Origin of the sequence: Crocosphaera sp. Alani8 (assembly GCF_038442745.1) — a bacterium.
Lineage (GTDB): Bacteria > Cyanobacteriota > Cyanobacteriia > Cyanobacteriales > Microcystaceae > Crocosphaera.
In genome coordinates, this window is sequence record NZ_JARVCN010000013.1 from 1 (window position 1) to 16321 (window position 16321).

Genomic DNA, 16321 nt, shown 5'->3' on the forward strand with positions numbered 1-16321 from the left:
GGTTTTAGCCATCGCTTCTCATATCAACTTTTCTTGGTGCAAGATGTGAGTTTAAGGTATCATCTCCGAATTGGGGCGGTTTCTGTTTCTTCTTTGACGACGTTGCTGTAGTAATTGAGCAAGTTTTTGACGTTGTTCTGTTGTTAATACGTTTCGCATTTCTAACATACTTTCAAAACGAAGGTTCCCCATTTGTTGACGAACACTGACGATTTCGTTATGCTTACGTCTTAATTCATTTTCTGATACGTTTCCCTGCATCATTTGATTCAATTCTTGAGCTTTCACCTGCATCTGTTCCCTGAGTCTTTGCATTTGAGGACGATATTTTTGGCGAACTGCACCGAGTTGTTGCATTTGTGCATCACTTAGATTTAATACTTGTTGAAATTGCGCATCTCTTCCTCTTCTTCCTGGTTTACTCTCTCCTTCTTCTGCTAAAATTTTTGTTTCAGAAAGTAAAATAGATGAAGAAGGTTCACTATCAGAATTAGCTAGTGCCATAGTTCCCCCGACACCAAGGGTTAAAACAGTTACGATTAAAGCAAATTCTCTAGAAATCATAGTTACTCTTGTGGGTAGTTAATAGACTATAGGTTAGAAATTTAAGGTTGAGAAATTAAGTATTGATGACCAACATTATCAACAGAAATCCATTGATAATAAACAGATTGATTATGGTTTTCCCAGGGAGATGTATTCATAGTTTCTTCCCAGGTTTTGAGCATAAAATCTTCTATTTCTGCTGTTTCCACAGTTTGCGATTGATTGACAAATTGCTCGTATTCGGAGGGTCTGGTAAGATCATAAACTCCCCAAATTGTTAACAAACTCGTTGTAATAATACTAGGAATTATCCATCTTGATTTGCGTCTTGTACGATGTTGAGACTCATGGGAAACTCTCATACAAATTTGCGTTTCCAAGGTGGAGTCTGCTGGAGGAGGCAAGGGACGATATTTTTGCAGAAAGGAGATTAATTCTCGATCATCTTTTGGGAATTGAGACATTATAAAGCTCCCTGTTTTCTTAAAAACTCACGCATTTGATTTCGAGCATAAAATAGACGAGATTTGACGGTACCAACGGGTAATTGTAGGATACTAGCAACTTCTTTTTGGGGAACATCCTCTAAGTCGTGTAAAACTAAAACAACACGATGTTCTAAACTTAAATTTTGTAATCCTTGTTGGATCAAATCTTGATAATGAAGTCGCATTAAGTCGGGTGTATCTTCGGGACGAGATGGCATAATATTTAAAATCGTACCATCATCGTTTAAAGATAAATTTTGGGCAAATTTTCGCCGTTTATCTGTGGCAACATTCCAAGCAATACGATACAACCATGTGGAAAAATAAGAGGGTTCTTTTAGTTTGGGTAACCCTTTCCATACTCTGAGAAACACGTCTTGTACTAAGTCGTCAAGCATCTCACTCCCACACAGTTGATAGAGAGTCGCTCTTACCCTTTGTTGATAGCGTCGGTACAGTTCTTTGAAGGAGACAGTATCTCCTTTTTGACACCGAAGCACTAAGTTCTTTTCTGTTGCATTGGCAGGGTTGTCTGCTAACACGGTTATGCCCACTCTATCATTGAATTCACCCCTTTAGACTGGAAGGATTATCAAAAGGTTCAAAGAAAATTTTAATGCTAGAATAGTTGTTATGCTGGTGAAAATAGTATTAATTTTTGCTCTTAATGGATACTAATCAAAATCGGTGGCAGGTTTCACCAATTGCTTTTTTACCTCCTTGGTTTGTTGATACTGTTAATAGATATTGTCAGAGTTCTCAAGGAACCTATGCTGCTCAATTATTATGGCAAAGGGGAATTCAGTCTTCGGAAGAATTACAAGGGTTTTTAGATGCTAATAATTATCAACCTTTGAGTCCTTTTGAATTCGGTTACGAAATGAAATTAGCTATAAAACGCCTGGAAGGAGCTATAAAAAATCAAGAAAAAGTAACCATTTGGGGAGATTTTGATGCAGATGGAATTACAGCAAGCAGTGTTTTATGGGAAGGACTCGGACAATTTTTTATACCTGATATACAACTTAATTATTACATTCCAAATCGTTCTACAGAGTCCCACGGTTTAAATATACCAGGAATTCAAAAACTTGCCACAGAAGGAACAAAATTGATCGTCACCTGTGATACTGGAAGTACTAATTTAGAAGAGATTAATTATGCTAATTCTTTAGGAGTAGACGTTATTGTTACAGACCATCATACCTTACCCGAGGAACGACCAAATGTGATTTCTATTATTAATCCTCGCTATTTTTCCGATGATCATCCTTTATTTTCTTTATCCGGTGTTGCAGTAGCTTATAAGTTAGTTGAAGCTTTATATCTGACTTTTCCAGAAATACCTAAAAGTCCCTTAGAAAATTTATTAGATTTGGTAGCTATTGGTTTAATTGCTGATTTAGTAGAATTAAAAGGGGATTGTCGTTACTTAGCACAACAAGGACTAAAAAAGCTACAACAACAGTTAACTAATACTACCCGTCCAGGGGTTGCTCATTTACTAAAACTATGCAAAAGAAGTGGCGATCGCCCAACAGATATTTCCTTCGGTATTGGCCCTAGAATTAATGCTATTAGTCGTATTCAAGGGGATGCTCATTTCGCTGTAGAATTGTTAACTAGTAAAGACGATAAACACTGTCAAAAACTGGCTTTTAATACAGAATTAGCCAATACTCGCCGTAAGTCTTTACAACAGGAAATTCAAAAGAATGTAGAGAAAAAACTAAAAACTTTAGACCTGTCAACGACACAAGTTATTGTTTTAGAAGATCCTCAATGGCAAAGTGGTGTATTAGGGTTAGTTGCCGGGCAAATTGCTCAAAAATACGGTCGTCCTACTATTTTATTAACCACTGCTGAAACGGAAAAAATGAGCGATAATGATGTTAAACTAGCTAGAGGTTCGGCTCGTTCTGTTCATAATATAGATCTATATAAGTTAGTCGCTTCTCAACAAGATTTATTACATCGATTTGGTGGACATCCTTTTGCAGCAGGGTTAAGTATTCCTGTTGAAAATTTATCTTTATTTAAAGAAAGTATCAATCGAGAACTTAGAAAAGAGATTGTTAGTATTAATACCTTAAATTCTACAGTCTCAGTAGATCTAGTCGTAACTGTTTCTCAACTAGGTCAATCTTTGTTTAGGGAGTTAAAACTATTAGAACCCTACGGGATGGGAAACCCAGTACCAAAATTATTGATTCAAAATTGTTGGTTTGAAAGTTTAGGAAATAGAAATATTAAAGATGCTAAAAACAATAAAGTAAAGTACATAAAGACCAAGTTTAATATTTATGATCGCTCGGTTAATGAAGGTTTTCCTGGTATTTGGTGGGAACATTACCAAGAAGAATTACCCCAAGGTGAAGAAAATTTATGCGATGCTATTGTTGAATTAGATTATAATACCTACGGAAAAGGTAGCTACGAAGTTCGTTTAATCGAAGTTAGAGAAAGTTTAACTACTGAAAATAATCGATCTATGGTAAAAAATAATATTAATTTAATAGACCATAGAAACAAAGATGAAACGAACCAATTAGACTCAGAAACTGAAGTATTAAATAGTTGTCCCGTGAGTTGGGATGAATTACACAAAATTTATCAAAAAAGTGTCAATAATCAGCAAAAATTAGCCTTGAATTATTCATACGATGAGCAATTTAATCCATCTCGCACTGTCAAAGAATTGATCGGTATTGCTAAATATATTGATCGCACTGCAAAAGTTATTACAAAAGAACAATTAAAAGAAAGATTATTATTAAGCGATCGCAGTTTTGGTTTAGCATTAGATTTTTTAAGAAAAGTTGGGTTTTTAATTAATGAAGATCAACAAACTATCGAAATAAAAAAAGTAACCGACCAATTTCAAGATTATCTTTCCTCACAAAAAAATTTACTAGATGTTCTCAAGGAAGAAAATTTTAAAAGAAAATACTTTACTCAAATTCCGTTAGAAACCTTACAAAAATTATTAGTGTATGAAAATATTAACTGATAACTGATAATTGGTAACTGGGAAAAAAGATATCTCACCAATCATTCCTGATTGCTATATGAGTGTTGTAAATAAAAAAACAATTTTAAGTTATGTAAATAAGTTTTAAATTAGGTAAACTAATTATGTTTAAATTTTAAGAAAAATAGAGAAAAAAAAACTCTTAAGAGAGTGCTAATTTTAAGCAACCGTCTTTTAAAGCACTTCTAGAATACAGATAACTTATCTTACTCTTCTTTTTTTTACTTAAACATCCGTCATTTTTTCTCAAACTGACAACCATGAAATTCACTCTTTCCTTACTCACACTCACTCTTATTAGTGGAAGTTTCTTATTACCCATCGGAGGAATTAACAAACAAGCGATCGCTTCTGAGGGAACAACCTCCGAGACTTCTGCAACAGAACTTCCCACTACTTCGACAGAACAAGAAACAGCTATTTCTACACCCCCAGAAACAGAAAAAACTCAGGCCACACATCTAGTTCTCAACCTAAAAGAACGTCGGGTTTATGCTTATCAAGACGATACAGTTCTTGCTAACTATCAAGTTGCTATTGGTAGACGAGGATGGGAAACACCCAAGGGTAACTTTTCCGTAATTCAAATGGTAGAAAACCCCCAATGGAAAAACCCTTGGAATGGTCGAGTTAGCGCAGCCGGTCCTAATAGTCCTTTAGGAGAACGTTGGATTGGTTTTTCGAGAGAAAACGGTAAATATATCGGTTTTCATGGGACTCCTGGAGAACACGTTATGGGACAAGCAGTTTCTCATGGTTGCGTTAGAATGCGGAACCGAGACGTTAAAGCATTGTACGAATTAGTGCAAACAGGAATCCCCGTTATTGTTCAATAAACTACATTAGGTTAGTCAAAGAAAAAGTTAAACTGAAGAAAGGGAAGGTAATATTTTTGGTAGCAAAAGCAAAAGACATGAATATAAATAGCGAGAATTAGTCTTTGCTTTTTGTGTTTCAAAAATTTCTCTGTTCCCCGTGACTAACCTAAAAATTTGATTATAAAATTCTTATGGCAAGTGTAGCGCAATCCCCGTATACAAAAGAGCAGATTTCAGCTTGGTTGAGAGGTTTACTAACTATCGCTTGGTGTGATGGTGACTATGATCTCCAAGAACAGAAGTTGATCGCAGATTTAACTAAGGATTTGTCTGTCGATGATCAACAAACCCTTTCCTACCAGTCTATCGAACCAGAAGAGTTAGCAAACGCTTTGGGTGATGATGTCAAAACTGGGGAGAACTTCTTAAGAACTGCTGTATTAGTTGCGATCGCCGATGGGATATACTCTACACCAGAAGCGGAACTTTTGCATCAGTATAGCGAGGCTTTAGGGTTAAAAATAGAGGCATTGAATTCTTTGGAACATACTCTCTGTAAACCCAACGGAGAAGAGCCTCAAGCCCAAGTAACGGGTAATGCAGCCCCTTTGGTGAGTCCTCCTCAACCTCAAGCTGACTTATTGCATCCCCTCAAAGATTGGTTGGATGGCATGGATATTCACGATCCTAGTGTAGCTCGATTTATTTGTAAGATGGTTCCACCTCAGTGTCCCTTTGAACGGGACATTAAGCTGTTTGGTCACAAAGTTGTTCATATTCCTCCTTTGTGTAAGCTTAACCCTTTGTATGAACAGTTAGTAGGGTTAAGATTCAGGGCATTATCTTATTTAGCTGATGAATGTCACGAAGATATTTCTGAGTTTATCTAGATTTAATTTTCTATATGAATAGGTAACCCATAGGTGCATTTATCCTATGGGTTATTATGATTATTAGTTATTAATTTCCGTTATCCCTGCGGCGGTTAATGCTTCTAAAAACTGGGTTTCTGATAGTTGAGCAATACCTAATTTCTGAGTTTTTTTCAATTTATCTCCAGGGTTTTTCCCAACAATAACGTAATCAGTTTTAGAACTTGGCGAACTGGTTAAAGTTCCTCCTACTCGTTGAACCAAAGATTTAGCTTTTTCTCGGTTCATACTATTTAGACTGCCAATAACGGCTAGTTTCTTGGCTTCTAAAATAACTTCATTTTTTATTTTTTCTTTTATTTCTTTTTCTTTTTTTTTCTCTTCTTTCGTAGATTTTTCTTCCACTTCTTTAATATCTTGTTCGACACCTGAAATGCCTTCCTTATTCTCTTCTACAATTAACTTTTCATCTTCCTGTTTTGGCGGAGTATCTAATGTTTCTTTTTCCTGCTTTATAGAAGCTAATTTATTTTCCAATTCAGTAATTATTTCTTCTTGCTTTTTAATTTTTTTTTCCAGTTTTTCTCTCTCTTCGGCTATTTTTTTACTCTCTTCTCGTTCTTTCTTTAAGCTATTATTGTCTTCCTCTAGAGCTTTTAGCTGTTTCTCTAAAGATGCAATAGTTTCCTGTTGCTGAGTTAAACTATTTTCTAAAGATTGTTTTTCCTCTCTAATACTATTTACTTGCTGTTGCAAGTCTTTTTCTAGCTCATTTTTCTCTTGAGATAAACTCTCTAGTTGTTTTTCTAAAGCTACGACGGTTTCCTGTTGCTGAGTTAAACTATTTTCTAAAGATTGTTTTTCCTCTCTAATACTATTTACTTGCTGTTGCAAGTCTTTTTCTAGCTCCTTTTTCTCTTGAGATAAACTTTCTAGTTGTTTTTCTAAAGCTACAACTATTTCCTGTTGCTGAGTTAAGTTATGTTCTAAGGATTGTTTTTCCTCTCTAATACTATTTACTTGCTGTTGCAAGTCTTTTTCTAGCTCCTTTTTCTCTTGAGATAAACTTTCTAGTTGTTTTTCTAAAGCTACAACTATTTCCTGTTGCTGAGTTAAGTTATGTTCTAAGGATTGTTTTTCCTCTCTAATACTATTTACTTGCTGTTGCAAGTCTTTTTCTAGCTCCTTTTTCTCTTGAGATAAACTTTCTAGTTGTTTTTCTAAAGATACAACGGTTTCCTGTTGCTGAGTTAAACTATTTTCTAAACTTTCCCTCTTAGCGATTACTGTTTTTAATTCTTGGTTTAAAGAATCTTTTTTTTGAGTCGCTTCTTGCAGATTACTATTAATCTTATTTCGCTCTTCTCTAAGGTTTCCCAGTTGTTGCTCAAGATTAGATAAATCTTTTTTGTAAGTCTCTTCTAATTGCAGTTTTTGCTGCTCTAAAGATTGATTTTTTTGCTGACTTGCTGTAACTTTATCTTGTTCCTGTCTAACCATATGTGATAAATTACTCTTCTCTTCGTGTAGTTTAATAACATCATTCTCGAATGCTGTCACTTGTTGCTTTATATAAACATAATCCTTTTGTAAATAATCATTCTTTTGGGTCAACTCTTGATTAGTTTGCTCAAGATTGTGCAATTGTTTTTCCAAACTTTCTTTCTCTTGATCTAACTGTTTTTGTTGTTCTAATAAAGTTGTTTCTCGTTTTGAATAATTGTTACGAAGTTGCCAATAGGCGATCCCAAAAGCACCTAACACAAACGTCAATGCACCAATTTCATAAACCAATGGGTTAATCATATATATGTCTCCTACTAAACAAACAGCAACTAACTAGTACCAGTGTCGAAGGTGTAGCGTCCTAGTTGCAATCAAGACCGTCCCATATTTCTATATATATCAGGATGCGATCGCCTTTTGTGAGAAATCTTTTCAATGCTCACAAATCTTAACGTACTGTTAACTCCATCCATATTCCAGGAGATTTGTCAAATATTTGTTAATCACTAAGCAATCTTTTTCTAATATTAGACTGAGATACTTTTAACCTCTGGCTGCGCTTAAGGAAGGTAAGAAACTAACAAGGGAAGGAAAAATAATGATTAACATTAAGACTAAAAGTTGTAGCAAAATAAAAGGAATGGCACCTCTATAAATGTCTTCTGTTTTTAGTTCCGGTGGTGCCACTCCTCTAAGATAGAATAGAGCAAAACCAAAGGGAGGAGTTAGAAAAGAAGTTTGTAAATTAGCAGCTAAAATCACCCCATACCACATTAAATCAATACCAAGTGTTTCCGCAACAGGTTTAAAAATAGGAATTACAATAAAAGCAATTTCAAAAAAGTCGATAAAAAAGCCTAAAATAAACACTGTGAACATACTTACAGCCAAAAATCCATATTTTCCTCCCGGCAAATTCGTTAAAATTTCCAACATAAAACTATCCCCATCAACTCCTCGAAAAACTAAACTAAAAGCAGTTGATCCAAAAAGGATAAAAATGACCATTGTGCTAATCCTTAAAGTTGCGTCACAAGATTGTTTTAAAGTAACCCAACTCAACTGCTTATTAAAAGCAGCTAAAATCATAGTTCCTAACGCACCTACTGCACCAGCTTCTGTGGGGGTAGCCACACCAAAAAAGATACTTCCTAACACCAATAAAATTAACGATAAAGGAGGAAGCATCGCTTGACAGACATTTTTTACTAAGGTTCTTTTACTAATATTTCTTTCTTCTGGGGGTAAAGGTGGCGCAACATCGGGACGGATTAAAGAAGTAATAATAACATGAATTGCGAAGGCACTAGCCATCATTAATCCGGGAATAATTGAGCCAATAAATAAATTTCCCACAGGAATTCCTAATTGATCTGCTAATACCACTAAAACAATACTAGGAGGAATTAATTGTCCCAAAGTTCCTGATGCAACGATCGCACCCGCTGCCAATTCTTTGTTATAGCCATAACGTAACATAATAGGTAGAGAAATCAAGCCCATTGCAACTACAGTTGCTGCTACAACTCCTGTAGTTGCGGCTAATAAAGCACCGACAATAACCACTGCTAAAGCAAGTCCACCTCGTAATCTACCGAATAAAATTCCTATTGTTAACAGCAATTTTTCAGCAATACCTGTCTTTTCCAACATCGCTCCCAAAAATATAAAATAGGGAATGGCTAAGAGGGTATAATTAGCCATAATGCCAAAAATTCGACTAGGTAATGCACTCAAAAAAACGGGGTCAAATGCCCCTAAAATGATTCCAATAACCGCAAAAATAATCGAAACCCCACCCAAAGAAAATGCCACGGGGTAACCAAAAGAAAGTAAAATTAATGCTCCGAGAAACATTAAAGGACCCAACCAATCATACCCTATTATCATTATTTATCTCCTCAGATGTGGATTGATCGGTAAAAATAGCCCAGTTTTTAATTGCTTCGGCCATACCTTGAAAAATAAGTAAAATATAACTAACAATAATCATCGACTTAATTGGATATCTAGGAAGTCCCCCAGGATCAGAAGACATTTCCCAAATTTTCCAAGAATTAACCACATTACCCCAAGAGTAATAAATTATCATTAAACAAAAGGGAATTAAAAATATAAAAACTCCAATAAAATTAGCTAAAGCTTTTCGTTTTGGTGACCAATCTTTATAGAGAAGATCAACTCTAACGTGTTCATCGTGCTTAAGAGTATAAGCTGCTCCCAAAAGAAAAACAATATCAAACAAGTACCACTGTATTTCAATTAACCCATTGGAGGTGAGATTTTGTCCAATAAACCTCCCTAAATATCGTCCGATTACATTCCATACCCCGACAAAAATCATCAAAAGAACTAACCAATAAGTTAACTTTCCTATCCATTCATTGATTGTGTCGATAATTTTGGCAATACTTAGTAGTTTTTGCAACGTTTAGCCTCGATTTCAACTCATAAGTATTTTAGTATAACAATATGAGGTTAAGGGTAGAAAGTTTATATAATTTTAAGTTTTTTAATAATAATTTTGTGTTAGCCCTACCTAAGCAATGCTAACCAAAGCTTCCGATAAATATTCTGCCGTTGATTCTACTAAAGGGATTGTATTTTCGTATAACATTCGAGTTGGTCCTATTAATCCCACACTTCCTACAGCAGTATCTCCTTGACAGTAAGTAGCAGAAACTAGACTACAAGAATGCATAGATTCCAGATGATTTTCTGTCCCAATTTTAAGGGTAACTCGTCCGTTTGATAACTCAGATTCAGGTATATCTAAAATCAAAGGTAAGAGTTTATCTTGTTCTTCTTCCAGTAAGTGTAGCAACATTTGAACTTGTTCTAACTGGGAAAATTCGGGTTGTCTCAAAACTTCTGAGACACCATGAATCATCACTTGATTAGAAATTGATGTCTTTAGATAGGTTTGTAGTTGCTTGAGTAAGCTTTTCAAAAAATCTGTGTAACTAATAAAATCTTGATCTATTTTTTGCCAATCTAAGTTATTTAGTTCTAATAAAGATTTCCCTTTCAACTGACTGTTTAAAAAATTTGATAAAATATTTAATTCCTCTTCTAACCAATCCCGATCTTCTTCGTTATCTCTGACTAAACTAAGGGGAATATCCACCACTATTGATTGAGTTTGCAGGCTATCGGTAACAACTAACAACATAGCTTGCTTCGCTGAGATAGGTATTAGTTGCAGGTGACGAAGCTGATTAGGAGAAGTTTGCGGTAAAGTAATTAGAGCAATGTAACCACTTAAATTGGCTAGGATTTGAATTGCCCGTTGTAATGCCGCTTCAAAATTGTAAGTTTTTTGGTTGAGTTTTTGAGTTAAATTCTGTTTTATTTTCTTAGCACTTTTGGCGTTAGGTGTCATTAGATTATCGACATAAATTCGATAGCCAAAATCAGAAGGAATGCGACCGGCTGAAATGTGGGGTTGATATAAAAAACCCGCCTTTTCCAGTTTACCTAAAGTGTTGCGGATGGTGGCAGAACTTACACTAAAATCGTATTCAGTTATTAAAGTTTTTGAGCCAACCGGTTCAGCTGTCGCAATATAATGTTGTACCGTAGCCCTTAAAATGTCTTGATGACGTTGATTTAATAAAGTGGTAACTCTCATAATGATTGGCGTAGTCAATCTAAGACTTAATAAAACAGTTGTTAATATTAAAGCAGTTTTGTGCCATTAATATTGAGGAATCGTTTCATCAACTTTCGCAGAGTAGGCTGCAATACCTCCTGTTATGTTTTTAACATTGGTGAAACCGTTGTTAAGTAGCCAAAGACACATCTGGGCTGATCTCATTCCATGATGACATAAAACGAGGGTTTCTTTGTGGGGATCAAAACGCTGAGTAATTTCTGAAGACCATTGTTGAAACTGACTTAATGATAGTATTTCAAAGCCGCCGATACGAGCGATCGCAACTTCTTCTGGTTCCCTAACATCGATTAATTGTAACTCATCGGGGTCTTGGGCTAACCGTATGGCGAGTTCCTCAACGCTGATAACAGGAATAGAGGGAGATTGAGTCATGGGGATAATTAACAGTTGAATGTATCTACGTAAACATTAACAAATTTATGGGGGTACTACTGCAGAGTAGAAACTCCTAATTTGACATAAATAATTAAAACATTTTATAATTGGTGTTTGTGTGTCTGATTCGATGCTCGGATCAGGTTATGGCATCACTAAAAAGCACAGAGCAATCATCATTTAAGTTTAGCTTTGCGCTACCTGTACGGCAACAAAAACAAAGACAAAATTATGACTTATGCAATCATTGAGGCCGGGGGAACCCAACTTCGGGTTGAACCTGGCCGTTTTTACGATCTTAATCGTCTCACTGCCAATGAGGACGGATCTTACGTTATCGATAAAGTATTATTGATTAACAATGACGATGAAATCACCATTGGACAACCTTTTATTGAGGGAGCTACCGTAGAAGGAACGGTGATGGAAAATCGACGGGGAAGGAAAGTGATCGTTTATAAAATGCGTCCTAAAAAGAAAACCCGTAAAAAACGGGGTCACCGTCAAGAATTAAGTCGTTTAATGATTAATTCTATTAGTGTTAATGGCGCTGTTATTGCAGATACACCCTCAGACACCACTCCAGAAACTCCCTCCGATACCACAGAGGGAGAATAATTCTACAATAGACTTAATTATTACAAGGAAGATAACCAATTATGGCTCACAAGAAAGGAACAGGAAGTACCAGAAACGGACGGGACTCTCGCGCCCAACGACTCGGGGTTAAACGCTACGGTGGACAAGTGGTTAGGGCTGGTAACATTCTCGTTCGTCAACGGGGAACCAGAGTTCACCCCGGTAATAACGTGGGACGGGGTAATGATGATACCCTCTTCGCTTTGATCGATGGGATTGTTACTTTTGAGTATAAAACCAAAAGTCGTAGAAAGGTTAGCGTCTATCCTGTCGCTGCTGAATAATACTAATTTCCTCAAGTATTGTATCAATTCCCGTAGGGGTCAACGACCGTTGACCCCTATCTACGTTTAACTGATATCTAATACTCCTGACTCCTGACTCCTGACTCCTGCCTTCTGACTCCTGACTCCTAACTCCTAACTCCGTTTCACCCACATTTTAACTAAGGGAATTTCAAAATCATATTGACTGTCTATCTGCTCAATGATGTGATGTCGTAACATATACTGTAAAGCTTTTTCTGTAATCTCATCTCTATCTGTATTGGGTTGTTGTCCTTTAGCTAAGTTCAACAGTAGATTTTGTCCTGCTAAAATCTCCTCTTCCGACTCACCGGTAAACTCTGTCCAAACATTGGTAAAGTAGGGTTCCCCGTTAATAAAACCGTCTTTAATCGCAGCTTTTAATAGTTCTGGGGTAATCTTATCAGTGTGATGAAGATTTGCTTGAGTTACCATTGCAGCACCCAAAAGTTGCAATAAATAGGGTTGACAATGGGTCAGTTGCAACACTTCTTCCACAATACCCTCATCGTAACGCAAGGTAAATTCTGGATCGGGATCTAACAGTAATTCTCTTGCTTCTTCTGGTTCAAGATAAAGCATTTCAATGGGAACCACACTGATAAAATAACTACTCCAGTTCGGTCCAATTTCATCGAGGGTTTTCACACCAGAAAAAAGAAACCCTAATTGATCGTAATGTTGAATGAGATGACGCAATTCATCAAACAATTTTAAGCTTATTTGTCCTTCATTAATGGCTGTACCAATCTTCTCAAATTCATCTAAATTAAGTAATAGTTGTCTATCTTCTAGTTTCTCTAGTGCTTCATCTAACCAGTCTTCTAAAACAGTATAAGGACTCTCTTTAAACTGGTTACGCTTGGGGGGTGTGGGTAATAGAACCCCTTGACTCTTACTATCTTTGTAAATGGCACGAACTAAACCCTGACAAAAATCCGCTTCACTGTTGGTAATAGCCGCGCTTTGCATATCGAGAAAAACAGGCAATACGTCACTAGGAAAGAGACGGGGAAGATTATATAAAAAAGAGGTTTTGCCACAACGACGGGGACCGTAAAGAATGAGGGTGGGGCGATCGCTATTTAAAATACGGCGTACAATATCCTCAGCGAACTTGCGACGACCTTTAAATAAGTAATCACGGTTCAGACGCACAGGGTTGCCAAACTGAAAGGGGTTGAGTTGTTCCCCTTGGGACTGTTTTTGCTGTTCTTCTAGTTCAAGTTCAATGACTCGCTGCCATCTGGTAATCACAGGTTGCCAACGCTTAATCTCAGGGGGTTTAAGTCCCAGTGCTGGCAGTTGTGCGGATAAACTTGCTAATCTATCTAAAACACGCTCTAAACCCCGTTCTCGTAAGGCTCCATTACTCGCTTCTAAAGCTGCTTCAATATCCCTGGCAACCCCTTGTAAGCGAGGGAAAATGATAGAAAGTTCTGGTTTAATATAGGGGGAAATTTCTGTTTGAGGAGTGTTTTCTGCTTCGCTGTCTGATTGATAAAAAGTAGGAACCAGTAACGGTAATAAAGGATGTTCTGGTTTGGCAATAGATACCAGTTCAGCTAAGGTTTTGACGGTGGTTAATTGATCGGCAATAATTTGGGGTAAGGCTTGTTTAATGGTGCTTTGGAAACCAGGTAAGGGTAACGCTTGCATTTGTTTAAAGGTTTCCATTGCTCTTGAAGTATTGCTACGGAAGGCGGAGGCTAAAATGCGATCGTGGTTGGGTAAAGGTAGCCAGAGTAACTCTGTTGTATGGGGAGGTAGCAGTTTTAAACTTTGTATGGGGTTATCATTAAACCTGAAGAGGCTAAAACGTTTAAGTGAAGGAAGTGATGGGAAGATGCTGATAGGGGTTGAGAGTAAATAGTCTGGGAAGAGTCGATAATAAAAAATTAATGTGATGGGAATGGTCAATAGGGAGTTGAAGCCAAGATTTTCAAAGCTAAGCAAGGTTAATATTCCTGCTGTGATGATACCTAGCCATTTTTTTTGTTCTGTTGCAAAGTTAAAAGCCACTAGGATGCAAGTCAACATGAATAAAGGCAACGGTAAAGTAGTCACCCCCGCCACTCCTCCCGCCACTCCTCCCGCCACGAAGAACGCCACTCCTCCCGCCACGACGACCGCCACGACGACCACATCATCATCGGTTTTAAGTTGGTTTTTGAATGTAAACAAAACAAAGGCTGAATATCCAGTAGCAGATAAAATAAACAACCAATTTTCACTGGCCAACCAACTCCCCACAAAAAAGCTGACTGTTCCACCAATAACAAAAATGGTGTGTGATAACGAAAGACGGTTGTTTTGTAGAAACCAAAATGTCAGAACATTAGTAATGATTAAAAGAACTGTCCCTGCGGTCAGACCAACTGCTATTTGAGATAAGGGGGGTAATATATCCAATGCTTCATTTAATCCTGTTAACCAAAAGTCAGGTTGTTGGAGATAAACCATTAACCAGATTAAAGGAACAGGTAATCCATAGGATAAAAACCAAACACTAGCACCATAACCTGTTAGTAAAATAATAGGTATCTGTAACCAGTCTATTTGTTGACCTTGGATAGCAATATTTACAATTAAAGGAAGACTTAGAAATAGTAATAATAAAAAGTATTGAGCAACAAAACTAAAGTTAAAACTAAATAGAAGAATATCCAAGGAGTTGGTATCTGGTCTTTTGCCGTCTTTCTCCTTAGCAGGACACCATTTATTCATTCGCTGCTGAAGCTTGGAAGGACAAAACATTGCCCAATAAAATAACTCCCAAGTTTCGCGCAGGAAAAGGTTCATAAGGTTGTCATTAAAGTTGCTAGTTTAGATTGCATGGGAGCAGGGAGCGGGGAGCAGGGAGAAAATATAGTACCAGAAACCCCTGTTTCATTAATTTGAAAGAGAAACGTTTTAGTATTAGGGTAAGTCTGGCGTATCTTCTGAAGAAGCGTCATTTCATCTTGATCAATGATATAGCTCCCACTGTCGGGTTCTATTACTATGTACCAATTATAGTGAGTCTTAATTAATTCAGGTTGAAGACGATTAAAAATTGCTTGGCAACGCTGGCGATGTTTTACTATTTCCGTTTTCCACTGATCAAGTTTTTCTTGTGACCATTGATTTTCAGGAAATATTCTTTTTGTGGGAACCTTCGGAGTTAATTTTGTTTCAGTCATAATCATTTTATCTAATTGTTATTCCGAGCGAACAATAATGTATGTAAACCTAACCTTATTCTAACTTAAATTATTCAAACTCCTGATTAATGATGGTTTCGACTTCGGACTTAAGGGGGATAATTTTTGTTTGTATTATGTCCCAAATTATTTCATCTTCTAAACTAAAATAAGCATGAGCTAAAATATCCCTTAAACCAGGAATTTTACGCCATTCAATCCTTGGATACTTAGCTCTCATTTCTTGGGGTACTTGTTTAACCGCTTCCCCAATAATTTGTAGGTTCCTCAAAGTAGCATCAAATCTTAATTCATCCTCCATAAAGCTTTTATAATCAAGTCCTTGACTATATCGCAATATTTTATTACAACTGACTAATATATCATCAAAATAAAGCCTTAAACTACGAGACATAAATAGCATCCTTTTCTACTGACTCAAGAAGTTGAGGTTTTAACATTTTCCGACTGACTAAATCAACTGATAAACCTAAACTATCCTCTAAAAAAAACTTTAACTCCATATAATTATCAAAGCTAACTACTCCTTCAAACTCTACTAATAAATCAAGATCACTGCTACTTTTTGCCTCATCTCTTGCAAAAGATCCAAATAAAGCTAATGACGTTACTCCATAACTTTTAATGACCGTTAAATGTTGCTTTAAAAAATTAATTAAATCCTCTTTATTCATGTTCTTTTCCATTCCACTATCGGTGTATTACGCTATGCTAATACACCCTACAATTATTTTATCGTTGATTTTTAACAAACTCTGCAAACACACTACTAAACAAACTGTCATTTTTACGCAATAAACCATGACGTTTAACCTGCATTATTCATGAGAGAATTAAGAACAAGCATGAAAGCCTTATGCAA

At 36.4% G+C, this 16321-nt stretch carries 17 protein-coding genes; 5 read left to right on the forward strand and 12 right to left on the reverse strand.

From position 1 onward, the window contains the following. Positions 1-51: 51 nt before the first annotated feature. Genes P9B04_RS01055 through P9B04_RS01065 form a run of 3 tightly spaced genes read right to left on the reverse strand, consistent with a single transcriptional unit; the run spans position 52 to position 1582 of the window. Entirely contained in the window at positions 52-564 is a 513-nt protein-coding gene (locus tag P9B04_RS01055) for a Spy/CpxP family protein refolding chaperone (RefSeq protein WP_342053145.1), read from the reverse strand. Positions 565-605: 41 nt separating this feature from the next. Next, positions 606-1010, reverse strand: a complete 405-nt coding sequence (locus P9B04_RS01060) for a hypothetical protein (protein WP_342053146.1) — start codon at positions 1008-1010, stop codon at positions 606-608. After that, on the reverse strand, positions 1010-1582 hold the full coding sequence (locus tag P9B04_RS01065; RefSeq protein ID WP_342053161.1) for a sigma-70 family RNA polymerase sigma factor: 573 nt from the start codon (positions 1580-1582) through the stop codon (positions 1010-1012). The genes P9B04_RS01060 and P9B04_RS01065 overlap by 1 nt, the downstream gene beginning before the upstream one ends. Positions 1583-1701: 119 nt before the next feature. Here P9B04_RS01065 and recJ point away from each other — a divergent pair, with 119 nt between their 5' ends. The 3 genes from recJ to P9B04_RS01080 all read left to right on the forward strand — a co-directional run bounded on the left by recJ (position 1702) and on the right by P9B04_RS01080 (position 5773). Next, positions 1702-4044, forward strand: coding sequence for a single-stranded-DNA-specific exonuclease RecJ (gene recJ, locus P9B04_RS01070; protein WP_342053147.1), 2343 nt, complete (start codon positions 1702-1704; stop codon positions 4042-4044). A 281-nt stretch (positions 4045-4325) separates the two neighbouring features. Next, complete coding sequence (locus tag P9B04_RS01075) at positions 4326-4901, forward strand: L,D-transpeptidase (RefSeq protein ID WP_342053148.1); 576 nt, start codon at positions 4326-4328, stop codon at positions 4899-4901. Positions 4902-5074: 173 nt separating this feature from the next. After that, on the forward strand, positions 5075-5773 hold the full coding sequence (locus tag P9B04_RS01080; RefSeq protein ID WP_342053149.1) for a Mo-dependent nitrogenase C-terminal domain-containing protein: 699 nt from the start codon (positions 5075-5077) through the stop codon (positions 5771-5773). 63 nt (positions 5774-5836) lie between these two features. Here P9B04_RS01080 and P9B04_RS01085 read toward each other — a convergent pair whose 3' ends face one another. From P9B04_RS01085 to P9B04_RS01105, 5 genes are all read right to left on the reverse strand, one after another. Beyond that, a complete protein-coding gene (locus P9B04_RS01085; protein ID WP_342053150.1) occupies positions 5837-7561 on the reverse strand; it encodes a BRCT domain-containing protein in 1725 nt (574 codons plus the stop codon). 243 nt (positions 7562-7804) lie between these two features. Continuing rightward, complete coding sequence (locus tag P9B04_RS01090; RefSeq protein ID WP_342053151.1) at positions 7805-9151, reverse strand: TRAP transporter large permease; 1347 nt, start codon at positions 9149-9151, stop codon at positions 7805-7807. Next, complete coding sequence (locus tag P9B04_RS01095; protein WP_342053152.1) at positions 9135-9689, reverse strand: TRAP transporter small permease subunit; 555 nt, start codon at positions 9687-9689, stop codon at positions 9135-9137. The genes P9B04_RS01090 and P9B04_RS01095 overlap by 17 nt, the downstream gene beginning before the upstream one ends. 111 nt (positions 9690-9800) lie before the next feature. After that, positions 9801-10892, reverse strand: coding sequence for a heat-inducible transcriptional repressor HrcA (gene hrcA, locus P9B04_RS01100; RefSeq protein ID WP_342053153.1), 1092 nt, complete (start codon positions 10890-10892; stop codon positions 9801-9803). A gap of 66 nt (positions 10893-10958) precedes the next feature. After that, entirely contained in the window at positions 10959-11309 is a 351-nt protein-coding gene (locus P9B04_RS01105; RefSeq protein WP_342053154.1) for a rhodanese-like domain-containing protein, read from the reverse strand. 234 nt (positions 11310-11543) lie between these two features. Here P9B04_RS01105 and rplU point away from each other — a divergent pair, with 234 nt between their 5' ends. Further along, entirely contained in the window at positions 11544-11930 is a 387-nt protein-coding gene (rplU, locus tag P9B04_RS01110) for a 50S ribosomal protein L21 (RefSeq protein ID WP_342053155.1), read from the forward strand. A gap of 41 nt (positions 11931-11971) precedes the next feature. Then, a complete protein-coding gene (gene rpmA, locus P9B04_RS01115) occupies positions 11972-12235 on the forward strand; it encodes a 50S ribosomal protein L27 (RefSeq protein WP_342053156.1) in 264 nt (87 codons plus the stop codon). A 135-nt stretch (positions 12236-12370) separates the two neighbouring features. Here rpmA and P9B04_RS01120 read toward each other — a convergent pair whose 3' ends face one another. The 4 genes from P9B04_RS01120 to P9B04_RS01135 all read right to left on the reverse strand — a co-directional run bounded on the left by P9B04_RS01120 (position 12371) and on the right by P9B04_RS01135 (position 16133). Further along, entirely contained in the window at positions 12371-14983 is a 2613-nt protein-coding gene (locus P9B04_RS01120) for a hypothetical protein (RefSeq protein WP_342053157.1), read from the reverse strand. Between the two features lie 71 nt (positions 14984-15054). Beyond that, the gene (locus tag P9B04_RS01125) at positions 15055-15438 is read right to left on the reverse strand and encodes a hypothetical protein (RefSeq protein WP_342053158.1); all 384 of its coding nucleotides are present in this window, start codon (positions 15436-15438) and stop codon (positions 15055-15057) included. A gap of 70 nt (positions 15439-15508) precedes the next feature. Next, positions 15509-15853 carry a HepT-like ribonuclease domain-containing protein gene (locus P9B04_RS01130; RefSeq protein WP_342053159.1) on the reverse strand — a complete coding sequence of 115 codons (345 nt, stop codon included), beginning with the start codon at positions 15851-15853 and terminating at the stop codon, positions 15509-15511. After that, the gene (locus P9B04_RS01135) at positions 15843-16133 is read right to left on the reverse strand and encodes a nucleotidyltransferase family protein (protein ID WP_342053160.1); all 291 of its coding nucleotides are present in this window, start codon (positions 16131-16133) and stop codon (positions 15843-15845) included. The genes P9B04_RS01130 and P9B04_RS01135 overlap by 11 nt, the downstream gene beginning before the upstream one ends. Positions 16134-16321 lie beyond the last annotated feature (188 nt).